17 protein-coding genes are annotated in these 18,117 nt (G+C 73.5%); 9 read left to right on the top strand and 8 right to left on the bottom strand.

The window, feature by feature from the left end; genetic code table 11:
• Window positions 1-123: 123 nt before the first annotated feature.
• Window positions 124-1,290, bottom strand: coding sequence for an alpha/beta hydrolase (locus AB0A94_RS10910; RefSeq protein ID WP_361742063.1), 1,167 nt, complete (start codon window positions 1,288-1,290; stop codon window positions 124-126).
• Window positions 1,291-1,644: 354 nt separating this feature from the next.
• Window positions 1,645-2,253, bottom strand: a complete 609-nt coding sequence (locus tag AB0A94_RS10915) for a flavodoxin family protein (RefSeq protein WP_361742066.1) — start codon at window positions 2,251-2,253, stop codon at window positions 1,645-1,647.
• 79 nt (window positions 2,254-2,332) lie between these two features.
• On the opposite strand from AB0A94_RS10915, the gene AB0A94_RS10920 reads away from it, so the two are divergent.
• From AB0A94_RS10920 to AB0A94_RS10930, 3 genes are read left to right on the top strand one after another with little or no spacing between them, the layout of a single operon-like run.
• Window positions 2,333-3,346 (top strand): iron-containing redox enzyme family protein, encoded by a 1,014-nt coding sequence (locus AB0A94_RS10920; RefSeq protein ID WP_361742069.1) that lies wholly within the window; start codon window positions 2,333-2,335, stop codon window positions 3,344-3,346.
• Window positions 3,336-4,022: a HemK2/MTQ2 family protein methyltransferase gene (locus AB0A94_RS10925; protein ID WP_361742072.1), complete on the top strand. Its 687-nt coding sequence runs from the start codon at window positions 3,336-3,338 to the stop codon at window positions 4,020-4,022. The genes AB0A94_RS10920 and AB0A94_RS10925 overlap by 11 nt, the downstream gene beginning before the upstream one ends.
• Window positions 4,003-4,200: a CDGSH iron-sulfur domain-containing protein gene (locus tag AB0A94_RS10930; protein ID WP_030226631.1), complete on the top strand. Its 198-nt coding sequence runs from the start codon at window positions 4,003-4,005 to the stop codon at window positions 4,198-4,200. Before AB0A94_RS10925 ends, AB0A94_RS10930 begins: the two co-directional genes overlap by 20 nt.
• A gap of 158 nt (window positions 4,201-4,358) precedes the next feature.
• Here AB0A94_RS10930 and AB0A94_RS10935 read toward each other — a convergent pair whose 3' ends face one another.
• Complete coding sequence (locus AB0A94_RS10935) at window positions 4,359-4,793, bottom strand: subtilase-type protease inhibitor (protein ID WP_361742075.1); 435 nt, start codon at window positions 4,791-4,793, stop codon at window positions 4,359-4,361.
• A 324-nt stretch (window positions 4,794-5,117) separates the two neighbouring features.
• On the opposite strand from AB0A94_RS10935, the gene AB0A94_RS10940 reads away from it, so the two are divergent.
• The 3 genes from AB0A94_RS10940 (at window position 5,118) to AB0A94_RS10950 (ending at window position 7,661) form a co-directional block, all read left to right on the top strand.
• On the top strand, window positions 5,118-5,675 hold the full coding sequence (locus AB0A94_RS10940; protein WP_361742078.1) for a hypothetical protein: 558 nt from the start codon (window positions 5,118-5,120) through the stop codon (window positions 5,673-5,675).
• 35 nt (window positions 5,676-5,710) lie between these two features.
• Entirely contained in the window at window positions 5,711-6,403 is a 693-nt protein-coding gene (locus AB0A94_RS10945; protein ID WP_361742081.1) for an alpha/beta hydrolase, read from the top strand.
• A gap of 88 nt (window positions 6,404-6,491) precedes the next feature.
• A complete protein-coding gene (locus AB0A94_RS10950) occupies window positions 6,492-7,661 on the top strand; it encodes a lactate 2-monooxygenase (protein ID WP_361742084.1) in 1,170 nt (389 codons plus the stop codon).
• Window positions 7,662-7,828: 167 nt separating this feature from the next.
• Here AB0A94_RS10950 and AB0A94_RS10955 read toward each other — a convergent pair whose 3' ends face one another.
• From AB0A94_RS10955 to AB0A94_RS10970, 4 genes are all read right to left on the bottom strand, one after another.
• Window positions 7,829-9,469, bottom strand: coding sequence for an RICIN domain-containing protein (locus AB0A94_RS10955; protein WP_361742087.1), 1,641 nt, complete (start codon window positions 9,467-9,469; stop codon window positions 7,829-7,831).
• 555 nt (window positions 9,470-10,024) lie between these two features.
• Window positions 10,025-10,402 carry a toxin Doc gene (locus tag AB0A94_RS10960; protein WP_217134275.1) on the bottom strand — a complete coding sequence of 126 codons (378 nt, stop codon included), beginning with the start codon at window positions 10,400-10,402 and terminating at the stop codon, window positions 10,025-10,027.
• 3 nt (window positions 10,403-10,405) lie between these two features.
• Window positions 10,406-10,651 carry a hypothetical protein gene (locus tag AB0A94_RS10965; protein WP_361742090.1) on the bottom strand — a complete coding sequence of 82 codons (246 nt, stop codon included), beginning with the start codon at window positions 10,649-10,651 and terminating at the stop codon, window positions 10,406-10,408.
• A gap of 117 nt (window positions 10,652-10,768) precedes the next feature.
• Window positions 10,769-13,012 (bottom strand): glycoside hydrolase family 9 protein, encoded by a 2,244-nt coding sequence (locus AB0A94_RS10970; RefSeq protein ID WP_361742093.1) that lies wholly within the window; start codon window positions 13,010-13,012, stop codon window positions 10,769-10,771.
• Between the two features lie 232 nt (window positions 13,013-13,244).
• On the opposite strand from AB0A94_RS10970, the gene AB0A94_RS10975 reads away from it, so the two are divergent.
• From AB0A94_RS10975 to AB0A94_RS10985, 3 genes are all read left to right on the top strand, one after another.
• Window positions 13,245-15,620 carry a SpoIIE family protein phosphatase gene (locus AB0A94_RS10975; RefSeq protein ID WP_361742096.1) on the top strand — a complete coding sequence of 792 codons (2,376 nt, stop codon included), beginning with the start codon at window positions 13,245-13,247 and terminating at the stop codon, window positions 15,618-15,620.
• Window positions 15,621-15,633: 13 nt separating this feature from the next.
• The gene (locus tag AB0A94_RS10980; protein ID WP_361742099.1) at window positions 15,634-16,281 is read left to right on the top strand and encodes a DUF4232 domain-containing protein; all 648 of its coding nucleotides are present in this window, start codon (window positions 15,634-15,636) and stop codon (window positions 16,279-16,281) included.
• A 295-nt stretch (window positions 16,282-16,576) separates the two neighbouring features.
• On the top strand, window positions 16,577-17,020 hold the full coding sequence (locus AB0A94_RS10985; RefSeq protein ID WP_361742102.1) for a nitroreductase family deazaflavin-dependent oxidoreductase: 444 nt from the start codon (window positions 16,577-16,579) through the stop codon (window positions 17,018-17,020).
• Between the two features lie 80 nt (window positions 17,021-17,100).
• Here AB0A94_RS10985 and AB0A94_RS10990 read toward each other — a convergent pair whose 3' ends face one another.
• Window positions 17,101-18,030 (bottom strand): cation diffusion facilitator family transporter, encoded by a 930-nt coding sequence (locus AB0A94_RS10990; protein WP_361742649.1) that lies wholly within the window; start codon window positions 18,028-18,030, stop codon window positions 17,101-17,103.
• Window positions 18,031-18,117: the final 87 nt, after the last annotated feature.

Raw genomic sequence — 18,117 nt, forward strand, 5'->3', positions numbered from 1 at the left:
GACTCGGACGAGGAGGGCCGGTCCCGGGCATCGTGCCGGTGGTACCGGGCGTGCGGTCCGTCCGGGTCCGCGGCGCCGGGCGCCGTCGCAGGCGCCGGGAGGCGCTGCTCGGGTGGACCCGCCTCAGCCTTCCGTGTGGAAGACCACCTCCGGGTGTTCGGCGGTCGGCCCGTCCAGCAGCTTCCGGTCCACGCCCTTCAGGTGCAGGTCGAAGAAGGCTGTCACATATGCGCGGGTGATCTCCTGAGACCGCTTGCCCGACAAGGGCTCCTCCGGCGGCAGGAGGCCGAGCTGGTCACCGAGGACGGGCACGTCCGTGAAGGTGAAGTGTCCCGCGCCGGTGACGTCGATCCAGCGCTTCCAGCCGTCGAGGAGCGGCCAGTCGCGGGTCCAGGAGCGGTCGTCGTCGCCGGTGCCCAGCATCATGAAGGGGCGCCCGCCCAGGCCCTCCGCCGGAACCGGTTCCATGAAGGAGCCGTCCATGTCGGCCCCGGCGCGGACCCGCCGGTCCCCCGCCATGGTCGTCGCGGCCGAGGCGCCGCCGATGGAGTGGCCGGCCATGCCGATCCTCGCGGGGTCGATCATGCGGGCGAGCCGCCAGGCGGGGTGCCGGTCGGCGAGCAGCCGGTCGAGGAGGAAGGACACGTCCTCGGCCCGGCCCCTGGGCACCACGCCGTACCCACCGGGGGCGATCTTCTCGCAGGCGACGCAGTCCAGGAGGCGCCCACCGGGAAAGGCCGTGCCGACCGACTCGTAGGCGTGGTCGACGGCGGCGACGACGTACCCCTGGCTGGCCAGTTCCTCGGCGAGCAGGGTGAGGGTGGAGCGGTTGGCGGTGAATCCGGGCGACAGCACGACGAGCGGGTACTTCCCGCGTGCGGGCGGGGCGGCGGGGCTGGCGTGGGTGCGGGTGCGGCTGAGCGTCCCGGCGGACACCACGTCGGTCAGTTCCCGGTCGTCGATGAAGGCCTGGGCCTCGGCGGCGGTCATGTACGGAGCCGTCCGGCCGCCGCCGGGCCGTGCCGGGTAGTACATCGACACCATCAGCTCACGCGCCCCGGCCTCCGGCACCCAGGGATCGGGGCGGTTCCGGTCGACGAGGTGCAGGGTGTCACGGCCCACCGCGTACGCCCCGGTTGGCGGGGGGAGTTCGAGGCGCGCGCGGGCGGTCTCGGCGGCCGGCGGCACCGCCGTGGACGCGGGTGACGCGGCTTGGGCCACGCCCGTGCCGAGGAGGGCGAGGGACAGACCGAGTAAAGCGGCGGCTGCGCCGCGGGGCAGATGGTTCATACCGGTGAGGCTAGGCAGCGGATCCCGCCCGGGGCGTCCGCCCACGGCCTGAACGGTGTCGGCCCCCGGATGTACGCCGGTGTCCGCCCGTGGGCGGACACCGGCGCTTCCGCGTCCCCCCGGGGTGCGAGCCCGCACGGCAGGAGTCCCGTGAGGCGGCAACCCCTGGCGAGGCCGGACGAGTTGTCGGGGAAGCCGCCGGTCGGACCCGCCCGGGCCCGGGCGGGCACCCGCACCGGTCGAGGAGCCTCCTTCCGCCGTGCCCCGGGCCGGGCGGGCCCGCTGTGCGGGCAGCCGGCCGAGTGCCGTCACGCCCCTACGGCGGCGGAACCGGCCCGGGTCACCGCGGGTTCCCTACTGCGGCGGCGGGCCGAGGGGGCGCGCCGCCAGGGCCCGGGCGACGCCCAGCAGGTTGGCGGCCATGGCGCGGCCCGTCCTGCGGGACCAGTCGTGGCCGCTTCCGCCCTCCAGGAAGCTCGGTCCGGGGCCGGGGCCCTGGTTCCAGTAGGTCCACGCCTGGCCGGGGATGGTGTAGCCGATGTCCTGCAGACCGCCGGTGATCTCGCTGATCACATGGTGCGCGCCGTCCTCGTTGCCGGTGACGACGACCCCCGCGACCCGGTTGTAGGCGACCGGCCGGCCGTCGTCGTCCGTCTCGGAGAGCATGGCGTCCATCCGCTCCAGGACCCGTTTGGCGACCGACGACGGCTGCCCGAGCCAGGTCGGCGAGGCGATGACGAGGATCTCGGACGCGAGGATCCTCTCGTGGACGCCCGGCCAGGCGTCGCCCTCGTGCACGGCCTCGCTGACCACGCCCGGAGCGATGTCCAGGTCCACCGCGCGGACGACGTCGACCTCCACGCCGTCCTTCTCCAGCTGCTCGGTGACGGTCCCGCACAGCGCCTCGGTGTTGGAGGTCTCCGGTGACTTCTTGAGGGTGCAGTTGATCACTAGTGCCTTCATGTGGACACGGGATACCCCGCGGGCGGCCGGTTGCCACGCGACCACGGATGCCCGTGGGCCGTCCGGGTACCCGGGGCGCATGGAGCACACCCGTGAAGAACCCCGGCTGCCCGCACCACGCGGCCCCCTGAGCAGCGCCATCGAGGACCATCTGCGGGCCACCGGCCCGCTGCCGCCCGACGAGGAGATCGCCGCCGCCCCCGTGTACGGCGACGACTTCCAGCTCGCCCTGTACCTGTGCTACGAGCTGCACTACCGCGGGTTCGCGGGCGTGGCGGCGGACCGCGAGTGGGACCCGGAGCTGCTGCGCGTCCGCGCCGCCCTGGAGGACCGCTTCCTCACCGCGCTCCGCGCGGACGCCCGGCGGCACGACGGCGTCGAGGAGGCGCTCGCCGGCATCCTGGTGGAACCGGTGGACGGTGCGGGCGTCAGCCACTTCCTGCGCGACAAGGGCGAGCTGTGGCACCTTCGCGAGTACGCCGCCCAGCGGTCCCTGTACCACCTGAAGGAGGCCGACCCGCACGCGTGGGTGCTCCCCCGGCTGTGGGGGCGGGCCAAGGCGGCGATGGCGGCGGTCGAGTTCGACGAGTACGGCGGCGGCCGCGCCGACCGGGTGCACGCCCGTCTCTTCGCCGACCTGATGACGGACCTGGGACTGGACACGACGTACGGCCGCTACCTCGACGCGGCCTGCGCCGAACTGCTCGTGACGGTGAACCTGATGTCCCTCTTCGGGCTGCACCGCTCCCTCAGGGGCGCGCTGGTGGGCCACTTCGCGACGGTCGAGATCACCTCGTCGCCCGGCTCGCGGCGGCTCGCCGAGGCGATGCGCCGCACGGGCGCGGGGCCCGCCGCCGAGCACTTCTACGACGAGCACGTGGAGGCGGACGCGGTGCACGAGCAGGTGGTGCGCCACGAGGTCGTGGCCGGTCTGCTGGAGGTGGAGCCGCACCTCGCGGCGGACATCGCCTTCGGTGTCGACGCCACCGTGTTCGCCGAGGACCGCCTCGGCGACCGGCTGCTCGCGGACTGGAGCGCCGGCCGGTCGTCGCTGCGCACTCCCCTGTCCCAGGAGTTCACCCATGCTTCTTGACGGCGGGGGTACTCGGCGGTCCGTGAGTCCACTGGCGCCACCGGGCGTGTACGCCCCTCAGGAGGACACCGAGTTGCTGGCCGGTGCCCTGTCCGACGAGCCCGTTCCTCCGGGCGCGGACGTTCTCGACGTGGGGACGGGATCCGGCGCGCTGGCCGTCGGGGCCGCCCGGCGCGGCTGCCGGGTGACCGCGGTCGACGTCTCGTGGCGGGCGGTGTGCGCGGCGCGGCTGAACGCGCTGCGGGCCGGCGTGCCGGTCCGGGTCCGGCGCGGCAACCTGTTCGCGCCGGTGCGGGGTGAGTCGTTCGACCTGATCCTCGCCAATCCGCCGTACGTTCCGGCGCCCGGCGGCGCCTCGCTGCCGCGGGGTGCGGCCCGGGCCTGGGACGCGGGCGGTGACGGACGGCTCGTCCTGGACCGGATCTGCCGGGAGGCGCCCGCGCTGCTGCGGCCGGGCGGCGTCCTGCTGCTGGTGCAGTCGGCGCTCAGCGACCCCGGGCTGACGATCGGACAGCTGCGGGCGGCCGGGACGAAGGCCGCGGTGATCCGGCGCCGGCGCATCGCCTTCGGCCCGGTGGTACGGGGCAGGGAGCACTGGCTGCGGGAGCGGGGGCTGCTGTCCGGGTCCGAGGACAAGGAAGAACTGGTGGTGATCCGTGCCGAACTCCCCGTCTGACACCCCGCGTCGCGTCACCGTCCGGCGCAAGGGGCCGCTGCTGGTGGAGGGGCCGGTGGAGGTCGAGCTGGAGGACGGCACGGTCGTCGCCTCCGACCGCTTCCGGGTGGCCCTGTGCACCTGCCGCCGCAGCCGGCGGTATCCGTGGTGCGACACCAGCCACCGGGACCGGGCGTGAGTCCTGGGGCCGAGGGCCCGTGAGAAGCCCGGAGGCCGGCGGGCGGCCCCACTCCGCCCGCCGGCCTCCTTGCGCGGGATCGCACGTTCCGCGAGAGGGCCGGTACTCCCCAGTCCGCCGGCCGCCGCGCGGTCACGGGAAACCGTGCGATCCCGGTCTCAGAACGCGAAGACGCTCGAACCGTGAGCGTTCATCACGCACGCGTTGGAGAAGATCCGCTCGTAGGAGACGCGCTGCCCCTGCCACACCCCGTCGACGGTGACGAACACCGGGTCGTACTGCTTGGTGCAGAAGACGCCCTCGCTCATCGTCAGGGCGTCGAGGTCACCGCTGACGCGGTCCATCTCCGCACAGGCGTCCTCAGCGGCCGGGTGGGTGCCCGAGGGGCCCGGGGCACAGGTCAGGGTGACCGCGCGTTCCGGCGTCACGGTCGCCGCGCTGTCGCCGTGGCCCAGGGTGAGCACCAGGGCCGAGGGGGCGTAGAGCGCGGACGGGTCGGTTCCTTCAGCGGCCGGCGCCGCCCCGGACAGGGGTACGCAGACGGCTGCGGCCGTGAGGCCGAGGGTGGTGGCCCAGCGCGCGGTGTTCCGCATTGTGTGCATCCTTCCGCTCGTGTCGACGAGTCGCCGGCTCGTGCTCGGTCGGTGCCGAACCGGCGTGCCGGAGTCTGCCGAGTCCGCGCCGGAACTTCACATCGGGCATGCGGATTTCGGTAACCTTGCGTATTGAATCAGTGGCGTGAAGTCACGGAAGGTGTGGGGTGCCGCCCTGTAACCGCACGGACTCCGAGCACGCGAAGTGGCCAGATGGCCGGAATGCGGCTGCTCGTCAATCGGCCTGAAACATTCCGATTCCGCTCTCCGCGGACCGTTCCGCGACGCCTTGTGTTCATGGACAGGGCGAGTAATCGTCATTACATGATTACGGCAGAGCAGCGAGAGCAACTGCGGGGCTGGTTCACCGGCCGGATCCCCGACGGTCTCTTCGAGGAGCTGACCGAGGTCACGGTCGACCGCGAGGAGATCATCGTCATCGGCCGCATTCCCGGCCCCCGGCCGGCGGAGGGCGCCTCGCCGGCCGAACGGGAGGCGGCGGTCGAGGGCCGCGTCCAGGAGTTCCGGGAACGCACCCGGGACGACCGGATCGCGGTCGCCCGGGACGCCGAGCACCGCTTCGGCCGGAAGGTGTCCTGGGGCGTGGAGTGCGACGGGCACCGCGCCCTCTTCACGCATGTGGCCGCGCCCGTCATGACCCGGCTGCGCCAGCCGGAGCGGCAGGTCCTCGACACCCTCATCGCGGGCGGGGTGGCCCGCAGCCGCAGCGAGGCGCTGGCCTGGTGCGTGCGCCTGGTCCAGCAGCACACCGACGACTGGCTCACCGAGCTGCGCGAGTCGCTGGAACACGTCCGGCGGGTGCGGGACCGGGGGCCGGACAACGAGCCGGAGGAGGCGGAGCCCGGCGCCGACGGCGGGTGAACGGCGTTGTCGGTGGCGTTCGTTACGGTGCGGGCATGACTCGATTCATCTTGGTGGCCGGCGCCTGGCTCGGGGCGTGGGCGTGGGACGAGGTGGCGGCCGAACTGCGCGCGGACGGACACGAGGCGCATCCCCTGACGCTGTCCGGGCTCGCGGAGAGGCAGGGGGTGCCGGCGGGGCAGTGGACCCATGTCCAGGACATCGTGGACGAGGTGGGGCGGCTCGACCTGCGGGACGTCGTCCTCGTGGGACACAGCTACTCCGGCGTGCCGGTCGGCCAGGCGGCCGAGCGGATCGGCGAGCGGCTGCGGCGCGTGGTGTTCGTCGACGCGAACGTGCCCGTGGACGGGGAGTCGTTCCTGTACGGCTGGCCGAGCGACGGCGCCCGACGGGCGATCGACGCCCATGGCGGGTTCTGGCCGCCCCCGGAGGCCGACGACTGCGCGGGCCAGGACCTGACGGACGAACAGACGGCCCGGTTCACCGCCGGATCGACCCCGCACCCGGGCGCCACGCTCACCGAACCGGCCGTGCTGGAGCGACCGCTCGGCGAGCTGCCGGCGACGTACGTCAAGTGCCTGCTGGACGGGGAGGAGCCGCTGCCGTCGGTGGCGGAGGCACTGAAGAGCGAGAACTGGGAGCTGGTGACGATGGACACCGGGCACTGGCCGATGTTCTCCCGGCCGCGCGAACTGGCCCGGGTCCTGCGGACGGCCGCCGCCCGCTGATCCACGGCCGCCCGGCGCTGGACGCACCCCGCACATACCGGCCAGTATGCTCCGGAACGGCGTGGCTCGAGGAGACAGGGCGGGGCGGATGGCGAAGCACTGGGCCGACTTCCAGTACGAGATCTACTTGAACGGGATGACGAGGGCCGTGCCCCGGCTGCCGACCGATCTGACCCGGCTGGAGGAGCTGACCGAGCAGCGGCTGGGCCCGGGGCCCGCCGGGTATGTGGCGGGCTCCGCGGGCGACGGCAGCACCGCCCGCGCCAACCGGGCCGCGTTCGAACGCCGCCGGATCGTGCCGCGCGTGCTGCGGGACGTGCACGAGCGTGATCTGTCGGTCGAGGTGCTGGGCCGCGCGCTGCCGGCGCCGTTGGCGCTGGCGCCGGTCGGGGTGCTGTCGATCATGCATCCGGACGCCGAGCCCGCCGCCGCCCGGGCGGCGGCCGCGCAGGGCGTGCCGTTCGTGCTGTCGTCCGCGTCCAGCACGCCGATGGAGCAGGTCGCGGAGGCGATGGGCGAGGGGGAGCGCTGGTTCCAGCTGTACTGGCCGAAGGACGTGGAGGTGGCCCGGAGCTTCCTGGACCGGGCGAAGGCCGCCGGGTTCACGGCGCTGATCGTCACCCTGGACACTCCCCTGCTGTCCTGGCGCCCGCGCGACCTGGACCAGGCGTATCTGCCGTTCCTGCACGGGGTGGGCACCGCGAACTACTTCTCGGACCCGGCGTTCCGGGCAGGGCTGGCCAAGCCGGTGCACGAGGACCCGGACGCGGCGGTGATGCACTTCGTCGGCATGTTCGCCGATCCCGCCAAGTCCTGGCCGGATCTGGCGTTCCTGCGGGAGAACTGGGACGGGCCGATCGTCCTCAAGGGCGTGCTCCATCCCGATGACGCGCGGCTCGCCGCCGACGCCGGGATGGACGGCGTGGTGGTGTCCAACCACGGCGGGCGTCAGGTGGCCGGGGCGATCGCCGCGGCGGACGCGCTGCCCGGCGTGGCCGAGGCCGTCGGTGACCGGCTCACCGTGCTCTTCGACAGCGGGGTGCGCACCGGCGACGACGTCTTCAAGGCCCTCGCCCTGGGCGCGCGGGCGGTCCTGCTGGGGCGTCCGTACGTCTACGGGCTCGGCCTCGACGGACAGGCGGGGGTGGAACACGTGATCCGCTGCCTGCTCGCCGAACTCGACCTCACCATGGCCCTGTCGGGCCACGCCACCCCGTCCACGATCGGTCCCGACGCCCTCACGGGGGCAGCGGGCTGACCCGCCCCGGCCCGCACCGCTACGGCGCGTGCCGGCGGTCGGGGCAGGGGTCTTCCGGGCCGAAGCCCTGCACGGGCCCCGCACCGTCGCGGTGCGGCGCCACCACGGCACGTCCCGGGCCGGGGCGAGGCGGCCTCCCGGGCCGGATCCCCGCCCCGGCCCGGGGGTCACGTCACCGGCTCGGTCAGCTCCACGTGCCGGGCCGCCGGGGTGCCGGCGCCGCTGATGGACAGGGAGCCCGTGGCCGTCCGTACCGGTTCGGGGGTCCAGCGCTGGTTCACGGTCCGGTCGCGTACCTTGACGACGATGTCGGCGTTCGCGTCAGGGGTCGCCGGGGTGAGGGCCAGTTGGACGTCCCAGCGGGGCGCCAGTTCGCCCTGCACGGTGAGGTCGTACCGCACGTCGTCGACCCGCCGGTCGCCGGGGTCGGCGCAGGTGCCGAGGACGACGACACCGGCGTCCTTGTGCGAGTCCAGGCACAGACCGGGGTCGGCCACGCTGCGCAGCAGCCCGTCCTCCTCGTACGTCCACTGCTGGGTCCACGCCGAGGAGCAGTCCGCAAGGCGGGTCCCGGAGCCGTCCTGCGGCTCGCCCCGGGTGTCGAGGCACAGGCCGGAGGCCACGTTGCGCAGCCGCGTCCGTCCCGGTGCGGTGGGAAGCCCGGCGGCGCCGGGCGGGGACGCGGACGGCACGACCGCGCGGCCGCCCGCCGCTCCGGTGGAGCCCGTCGGGTCGGCGGCACCGCCGTCCGGGGTGGAGGGCCCGGCGATGAGCACGCTCACCAGCACTCCGGCGGAGACCGCGCCGATGCCGGTGAGCAGGGTCCTGGTGGAACGCACCGGGTCCGGGAACGCGATGCCCGTCAGCCGTCCGGGCACGGGGATGCGGGAGAGCACGCGGTGCCGGCCGCTGCCGGGCCGCCCGTCTCCGCCCCGGCGCCGGCGGGCGGTGCGTCCGCCGCGTGGGCCGGCCGTCAGGCGCCCCGGGCGCGAGTCGAGGTAGCGCCGGGCCCCCCACCCGAGCACCGCCTCGGCGAGCAGCGTGCCCAACCCGCCCTCGAAGTGGCTGAGTTGTTCGGCCGCGTTCCGGCAGTAGCGGCACTCCGCCAGATGCTGGCGGACGTCCGGCAGCAGGGCCCCGCCCCGCCGGATGGGGACGTCGAGGAGGCGGTTGTAGAAGCGGCAGTCCTTCGTCGGTGCCAGTTCCTGATGGGCGTGGACACATCCTTGACGGAATTTTTCACGTGCCTGTTCGAGTGCGCCCGACGCGATGTCGGGGTCCATGCCGAGCAGACCGGCCGGCACGGAAATCGGCTCGGCCTCGACCTCGACGTGCCAGAGCAAACAGCGCGCGGGTGCGGGCAGCGAGCGGAATGCCCGCTGGGCGAGTGCGCGGTTTTCCGGAGTCATGGTGGTCGCCGCGCGCATGCCGCGCCCGCCCGCCGGTTTCTGCAGCTCCGGCATAACTCCGGTTATTCGATCGTCCGCGGCCCACTCGCGGACCGTGTCCCGCACGCCCACCAGCAGCACCGGCCGGAGCGCGACGGCCGATTCGCCGACGGCGACCCGGTCCAGGACCCGGTGCAGGGCGGCCGCGGTGACCATGGCGGCGAGCTGCCCCGACGAGGCGAGGCAGACGGCCGCGTAGTCGTGCATCGACTGCCAGTGCCGTGCCGAAAGCAGCGCGACGGAATGGGCGGCCTCACCTTCCGGACGGCCCCGCAACCGGACGGCGAGGAACTCGTCGGATTCCCCCCGGTCCCCGCCGGGCGGCGGATACGGGGGGCGAGGGGGGTGGGGGGTGTGCACTGAGATGGTTCCTTCCCACAGCGCATGTGACATTCGAGGGTTTCCGACGCCGAAAAGGAGACCGCTTGGTGCATACCTCTTTGGCGCGGCACGGGGGGAGGAAATTCACCGACGGCGAATCACCCGGTTCACCGACTCGCGTGCGCCCCCGGCCTTTACCCCCCGCACGGGTGGCTCACTCTCGCACAACCCGCGCTCGGCCAACAAGGCGCCCGGGCAACATCCGCGCGTTGACAAAATGTCAGAAAGGAAACACGGTCCGCCGCTCTCACCGCGGCTTTCGGCCTGGGTTTTCGCGCCGTTCACAGCCGGGACGCCCCAGGGGGCGCCCGGGCCCCTTCCGCACCCCGTGCGGACTCCGCGCTCGCTCCGGAGCCCCGGCGCACGCCGGAGCGTGGTCAACCGGTCACGGCCCTTCCCGGAGGTCACGCGCAGAGCCGGCGGCCCTTCCGCGCGCCCGGCCGCCGGCCCCGGTCCTCCCGCCCCCGGCCGGCGGCCCGAGGGGCCCGAGAGCCCGAGAGCCCCGGCATCCCGCGCGGCCCGTCCCCGCGCGGTTCAGATCTGCCAGGAGCGCAGCCGGTCGGCCGCGCTGTACACGTCCGCCTCGCCGGAGATCAGGTCGCGCGCCAGATCGACCAGGGCGCCGTAGGGCGGGTCGATGCCGACCCCGCTGACGAACATGTACGCGACCGCCGTGGCGCAGGCGAAGCGGGCGTTGGCCGAGGGCAGCGGCCGGAGCACGGCGAGGGTGTGCAGCAGGGCCGCCGCCCGCCAGGCCGGATCGGAGTCGACGCCCAGCCGGGGCGGGTCCACGCGATGACGGGCAACGGCCGCGACGAGGGCGGAGAAGTCGTTGACGACGGGCTGGTCCGGGAGGACCTCCTCGTGCCGCTGGAGCAGCCAGGGCACGTCGATGTGGAGCACGGGTGCCATCGGTCAGGCGGCCCGTCCCGCACCACTGGCGGAGGGTTCGTCGTCCGGGAAGGCCGCGGCGAATTCGTCGGCGTGGGAGGCGAAGAACCGGCGGAAGGCTTCCGCGCCCTCCTGCAGGGCGCGGTGGCGTGCTATGTCCGCCGCGGCCGCCTCCCGCACGAGCGCCTTCATGGACGTACCGCGCTCCTTGGCGATCTGCCGCAGGTCCTCGAGCTCGCGGTCGCTGAACTCCACGTTGAGAGCTGGCATGCTCTCACGGTACCGCGCGGGTACTGAATCGTAAATACATGCAGGTCAGACCGTACAGAAAGGGGTACCGACGGGGATCGGTGACCGAGTGGCCGTCGGCCCCCGCCGGTACGGGTGTCAGCCCTGATCGGCCACGAAGGAGGCCATGCGGGTCAGGGCCGCGTTCCAGTTGATGGTGTGTTCGTTGGTGGACCAGGACTGGATGTCGTCGATGAAGCAGAACTGACCGACGCAGCCCTGGAGCTTCGACTGGGCGAAGGGGTCCTGGATGCTGGAGTTGGGTCCGCCGGAGAGCGTTCCGGCGGGCGGGTTCGGCAGGTTCGGGTCGAGCTGGCGGGCGTACCAGCGGCTGTGCTGGTTGTGCGCGTTGACCTCGCCGTAGCCGGTGACGTACGACATGTTCAGGGCGTTGCGGCCCAGGATGTAGTCCATGCTCTGCAGCGCGCCGTCCCGGTACTTCGAGGCGCCGGTGAGGTCGTAGGCGGTGGCGAGGACGACCGCGTTGTTGAGGATCTGGTGGCTGGAGCCCCAGTCGTAGACGTTGCCGGCCGGCGCGTACGGCATGCCGTACGGGTGGGCCTTCAGCGTGGCCAGGTAGCCGTCGGCGCCCTTGATCACGGACTGGCGGACCTTGTCGCGGCCGGGCAGCCGGTTCGGCACGGTGGCGAGGTCGAGCCGGCCGGCCGCGGCGGTGCGCGCCCAGTCGAAGCCGAGCGGGCCGAAGATGTCGGCGGTGTGCACCGGGGAGTTCAGGACGTGGTCCCCGAACTGGCGCTCGCCCGTGGTGATGTAGAGCTCGGCGGCGGCCCAGTAGAACTCGTCGGCCACGGTGTCGTCGGGGTAGGCACCGCCGCCGATGCCGTCGTCCGGGTCGGCGAGGACGTCCGGGTGGGCGAGGGCCGCCGACCAGGCCTTGCGGGCCGCCGCCAGGGTGGTGGCCGCGAACTCCCTGTCGTAGGAGCGGTAGAGCCGTGCCGCCTGGGCGGCCGTGGCCGCGAGGTTCAGGGTGGCGGCGGTGGTCGGCGGGTGCAGTTCCCGCTTCTGGGGGTCGTCACTGGGCAGCAGCGGCAGCCCGGTCCACTGCTCGTCGTGGATCTTGTGGTGGGCCATTCCGGCCAGCGGCTCACCCTCGGGGACCTGCATCTTCAGCAGGAACTCCAGTTCCCAGCGGGCCTCGTCGAGGATGTCCGGGACCTTGTTGCCGCTCTCCGGGATGTTCAGCGTGCCGTCGCCGAGCTTGTCCGCCTCGCCGGTGCGGGCGTGCTTGGCGCGTTCGTAGGTGCTGAGTACCTCCCAGGTGCTGATGCCGCCGTTGACGACGTACTTGCCGTGGTCGCCGGCGTCGTACCAGCCGCCGGTGACGTCGAGGGTGTAGTCGCAGACGCCCGGCTGGCAGGGCACCTGGCCGTCGCCCTGATTGGGGGCCGTCCCCACGTGTCCGGCCGGACGGCCGTAGCCGGGGCGCAGGTCGTCGCGGATCTCGGTGCCGCTGCGCTGGGTGTAGTAGTACTTCGCCGAGTCCAGCCGCAGCCGTTCGTACGCGCGTCCGTCGATGTCGAAGGGCCGGCTGGTCTCGCCGTCCACGACCAGGGTGTAGCCGGTACCGCGTCCCCGGTAGGAGCCGAAGTCGAGGGAGTGGACGTTCTGCCCGGAGGAGCCGTCCACGCCCCGCGGCACGGTCCAGCCCTTGCGGACCACCCGGCCGTCGTCGTCCTTCAGCCGCCAGGGCAGCCGCTCGCCGGCGTCGGTGACCAGGGTGGCGTTCTTCGGCCCGGAGGGCAGGTAGGCGACCTGGTTGACCCGGACGCGGGGCCCGGTGTCGGGCTCGTACGGCTCGGGGGCGACGCCGCCCAGCAGGGACACGTCGTCCACGCAGAACCGCCAGGGGTCCGCGCTGCCGCCGAGCTGGAAGCCGACCTGGCCCTGAGCGATGTCGACGGGCGAGGTGAAGGTGTACGAGTAGGTGTCACCGGAGACGCTGAGCTGCGGGGACACCTCGTAGTAGGTGTCGTACGGCGCCGCCTGCAGGCCGACGATCGCCCGCACGACATGGCCCGCGGGCGAGCCGGTCGCGCTGAAGGAGAAGCGGTACGACTCCCCCTTCACCAGGGTGATGTCGTTCTGGCCGACGGCCGCGTCCCAGCGGTTGGCGGTGCCGCCGGGGACGTCGGCACACAGGCGGCCGTCGGACGGGCCCGCGGTGACGTTGGCGGAGGCCCACCAGGGGTCGGTGCCGGTGTCGAAGGTGCCGTTGCGGACCTGCTCGACCTCGTCCGCCCCGGCCGGGGCGGCGGGCAGGGCGGTGAGCGCGGTCGCCAGCAGTCCGGTCAGGGACAGCAGAGCGGTTCTGCGTCTGTTCACGTCTGGGCTCCTCTTGGGGAGGTGCGGGGCGCGGAAACACAAATGGGAGCGCTCCCATTTCCGTACGCGGACCATGGTTGTGGCAGGTGTGACACTCCGTCAACGGTTGGGACAGGACTGGCGAGGGTCATCCGGAGCGGAGGTTCGCAGTCCGCGACGGGCCGCGACCCACTAGGCTGGAACTCAGGCGATACACCGGTTCACGGTGAGTGTGCGCGATGGAGTGGCGACGATGAGGCCGGACGACCCGTTCGACGATGCCGTGACGGCCCGGGCCGTCATCGCCGCCGACGGCACGCTCGCGCGGTGGAGCGAGGGTGCGCGCCTGCTGCTGGGACACACGGCCGAGGAGGTCGTCGGCCGCCCGGCCGCCGACCTGCTGGCCGAGGGCTCCGGTCCGCCCCGGCTCCCGGCCGCCCGCTGGAGCGGCACCCTCGCCCTGCGGCACCGCGACGGCTCAGCCGTCACGGTGTGGCTGCTCGCCCACCACAGACAGGCGGACGACGGTCCGGGAGAGTGGCTCGCCGTCACCCCGCTGGACGCCACGGACCAGGAACTGCCCGACGATCCGCTGGTCAGGACGGCCGTGTTCCAGTCGCCCTGCGCCACGATGGTCTTCGACGAAGGGCTGCGCCTGCGCGGGGTCAACGACGCCATGGCCCACCTCCTCGGGCTGCCGGCCCCCCACCTGCGGGGACTCAGGCCCACCGACATCGGCGGCCGGCCGCAGCACACCGAACTCGAGCGCCAGCTGCGCCAGGTGTTGCGCACCGGCCGGCCGGCCGAGATGCAGACGTACATGAAGGCCACCGGCGAGAACCGCGCGCACGCCTGGCTGGCCCGGCTCGCACCGCTCACCGACCGGTCCGGCCGGGTGCGGGGCGTGTGCGCGACGGCCCACGACTTCACCGAGCAGTACCGGGCGCGGGAGCGGTTGCAGCTGGTCAACGAGGCCAGCATCCGCATCGGCACCACCCTGGACGTCACCCGGACGGCGCAGGAACTGGCCGAGGTGTGCGTGCCCGCGCTCGCCGACTTCGTCAGTGTGGACCTGCTGGAGCCCGAGGAGCCCGGAGCCGAGCCCGTCGGCCCGCTGACCACGCCCGTCTCGCTGCGCCGGGTCGCCCACCAGTCCCTGACGCCGGGCAGCCCCGAGGCGGTCGCCCGCACGGGCGAGATGGTCGTCTACCCGGCCGCCGCGCCCCAGGCCGACTCGCTGATCGCCGGCCACAGCATCGTGGCCTCGGTGCCCTCCGGCGATCTCGACCCGTGGCTCGCGGTGGACGAGACACGCGCCCGGCAGGTCCGGGAGTTCGGCGTCCACTCCATGCTGTCCGTCCCGCTCCAGGCGCGCGGTACGACCCTCGGGGTGGCCGCCTTCACCCGCTTCACCCGTCCCGAGCCGTTCACCCACGACGACGTGCTGCTGGCCGAGGAGGTCACCGCGCGCGCCGCCGTCTGCATCGACAACGCCCGCCGCTACTCCCGCGAACGCGAGACCACCCTCGCGCTCCAGCGCAGCCTGCTCCCCCGCACCCTGCCGCGCACGGGCGCCGTGGAGGCGGCCACCCGCTATCTGCCGGCCGCGCGCTCCGGTGTGGGCGGCGACTGGTTCGACGTGATCCCGCTGTCCGGGATGCGGGTGGCCATGGTCGTCGGGGACGTCGTCGGACACGGCATCCAGGCGTCCGCGACCATGGGCCGGCTGCGCACGGCGGTGCGCACCCTCGCCGACATCGACCTGGCACCCGACGAACTGCTCACGCACCTCGACGACCTGGTCCTCCACCTCTCCCACGAGTCGGGCGGCGACCCCGCGTCGGGCGAGGTCGGCGCGACCTGTCTGTACGCGGTGTACGACCCGGTGTCGCGGCGCTGCACCCTGTCCCGGGCGGGGCACCCCGCACCGGTGCTGATCCCGCCGGGCGGTCCGGCCCGGCACCTCGACCTGCCCTCCGGGCCGCCGCTGGGCCTGGGCGGGCTGCCGTTCGAGTCGGTCGAGCTGGAGCTGCCCGACGACGCGGTGCTGGCGTTCTACACCGACGGGCTGGTCGAGTCCCGCGGGCGGGACACCGAGGTCGGTCAGGCCCTGCTCCGCGAGGCGCTGTCCAACGCCGCAGGACCGCTCGACGAGACCTGCGACCGGGTCCTGCACACCGTGCTCGCGCCGGGCGGCGCGACGGACGACGTGGCCCTGCTGCTGGCCCGTACCCACGGTCTGCCGGCCGCGCAGGTCGCCACCTGGGACATCCCCGCCGACCCGGCACTGGTCGCCCCCGTCCGCAAGCAGGTCCTCGACCAACTGGCCACCTGGGCGCTGACCGAGGCGTCGTTCACCGCGGAGCTGGTGGTGAGCGAGCTGGTCACCAACGCCATCAGGTACGGCGCCCCGCCCATCCGGCTGCGGCTGATCCACGACGCCTCGACGCTGATCTGCGAGGTGTCCGACACCAGCCACACGGCGCCGCACCTGCGGCGGGCCAAGACCTGGGACGAGGGCGGCCGGGGCCTGCTGCTGGTCGCCCAGCTCACCCAGCGCTGGGGCAGCAGGCACACGGCCGACGGCAAGACCATCTGGGCGGAACTGGCCCTGGTGGACGAGATGTGACAGGCGGTGGACCATGGCGAACGGGTCGCGGCACGCGGGCATGTCGGTGGTGGGCGCGCTGGTCCTGTCGGGCGCGCTGGTCTCCTGCGGCACCGAGGACGGAACGGCGGGCTCCACCCCGCGGCCCTCCGCGTCCGCCGGACGGACCGCCGGGGACTCCCCGCGCGGCGCCGTCCCGAGCGACGCCGCCCGTTCCGCGGACGACCGGTCCCCGACGTCCGCCGGGCCCACGGACCGCTCGGCGTCCCGGTGCCGCACCGCCGAGCTGAGCGCCGCCGTCGGCCGGATGGACCCGGGTGCGGGACAGCGCAACTTCCCCGTCGTGCTGACGAACGTCTCCTCCCGCACCTGCACCCTGTACGGCCATCCGGGCGCCGCCTTCGTGGACGCGGCCGGCGAGCAGCTGGGCCGGGACCCGAAGCGCACCCCCGGTGACCCGGAGACCGTCACCCTGGCGCCCGGCGCCAGTGCCTGGGCAGGGCTGCGCTACGCGAGCACCGGTGTCAGCGGGGCCCGCGCGGCCGTCCCGGCGGCGCTCCTCGTCACCCCACCGGACGAACGCGACCCCCTGAAGGTGCCGTGGAAGGCCGGTGCGGTCCCGGTGTCCGGCAACGCGTCCTCGGTGTTCCTCACGGTGCTGGAGCCGGGCACCGGGCCCTGACCGGACGGGGGACGTACGGCTGCCGGCGCTCCTCGTCGGCCGGTTCGGGTTCGACGGCGGCCACGGCGTCCTCGGTGTGGTGGGCCCGGAGGCGCCGGCGACGGGTGCGGTGAGCGTGTCCTGGTGGAGCGGCCGGGCGAGGGCGGCTCGGGCGCGCGGTCCTCCTCCCGGTACAGGTGCCGCCGAAGACGTCGGACGGCGAGGCCGGGGCCCGGTTCGGATGAATCCGGCGTGCGGTGGTGTTGCAGGAGTGACCGACTCGACCGCGGTACACGAGAACGACGGGATGGATGCCATGCCTCTCCAAGGCGAGTATGACCCCAGTCCCACGCAGTGGGTGCGCAACCAGGTGGAGTTGTACGAGAGTTCCGGCGGCACGAAGGGGACGACCCTGCAGGGCAGGCCCGTCATCGTGCTGACCAGCCGGGGCGCGAAAAGCGGAAAGCTGCGCAAGACCCCGTTGATGCGGGTCGAGCACGAGGGGCGGTACGCGGCGGTCGCCTCGCTGGGCGGCGCCCCCCGGCACCCGGTCTGGTACCACAACGTCAAGGCCGACCCGCACGTCGAGCTCCAGGACGGACCGGCCAAGTGGGACATGACGGCCCGTGAGGTCACCGGGGAGGAGAAGGCCGAGTGGTGGAAGCGCGCCGTCGCGGCCTTTCCGCCGTACGCCGACTACCAGGAGAAGACGGACCGTGAGATCCCCGTCTTCGTGCTGGAGCGGCGGGAGCAGGGCTGACGGACACGGGTCCGGCGGGGGCGGAGGGAGAAATCCCCGCCCCGGTGCGCATGAGGCACCGGCCGCCGGGCATCCGTGCCTCAGGCCCCGCCGCGCTCCCCCGTCGCGGCGGGGCTTTCCCATGCCTCCCGCGCCTCCGGGTCCCCCCGCTCGGTGACGTCGAGGAAGATCTGCTCCGCCTCGGGCACCGCACGGGCGACGGCCCGCTTGATGCGTACGGCGACCTCCTCCACCCGCTCGCTGTCCATACCGGGCACCAGGTCGACGCGGGCGGCCACCAGGGCGGTGTCCAGGCCCGTCTTCATGGTGAAGAGCGCCTCCACGCTGTCGATCTCGGGCTGCTCGCACAGCAGTTCCCGGATCCGGTTGCTCGCCTCCGGGTCGGCGGCCTCGCCGATCAGTTGGTCGCGGGCGTCGCGGCCGAGCCGGAAGGCGACGTAGACCAGCAGCCCGCCGATGGCGAGCGAAGCGGACGCCTCCCACACCACCTGTCCGGTGACCATGTGCAGCACCATGCCCACGGCGGCCAGGGTGACGCCGACCACCGCGGTGCCGTCCTCGGCGACCACCGTGCGCAGCGCCGGATCACGCAGTCCGCCGCCCAGGCCGCCCTGCCGGCGCACCTGGTACAGGGCGCGCAGCAGCGAGCCGCCCTCGGCGAGCAGGGCGACGCCGAGCACGACCAGTCCGGCGACATAGCCGTCCAGGTCCTCCTCGCCCCCGCTCCTGAGTGCCTCGACGCCCTGGTAGAACGAGAAGCAGCCGCCCATCACGAAGATCCCGACGGCCGCAAGCAGCGACCAGAAGAACCGCTCCTTGCCGTAGCCGAACGGGTGACGGCGGTCGGCCGGGCGACGGCTGCGCCGCAGCGCGGCCAGCAGGAACACTTCGTTCAGGCTGTCGGCGACCGAGTGCGCCGCTTCCGACAGCAACGCCGGGGAGGACGCGGCCAGTCCGCCGATGGCCTTGGCGACGGCGATCACCAGATTGGCCGCGAGCGCCACCAGCACGGTGATCCGGGTTCTGCGATCCGATCGAGTACTCACCTTCGGCCGATTGCCCCGGTCGGCCCAGGCCATACCGTGCCGTCGGCGGAA

Source organism: Streptomyces sp. NPDC044984 (assembly GCF_040646935.1).
In the GTDB taxonomy this organism is placed as follows: domain Bacteria; phylum Actinomycetota; class Actinomycetes; order Streptomycetales; family Streptomycetaceae; genus Streptomyces.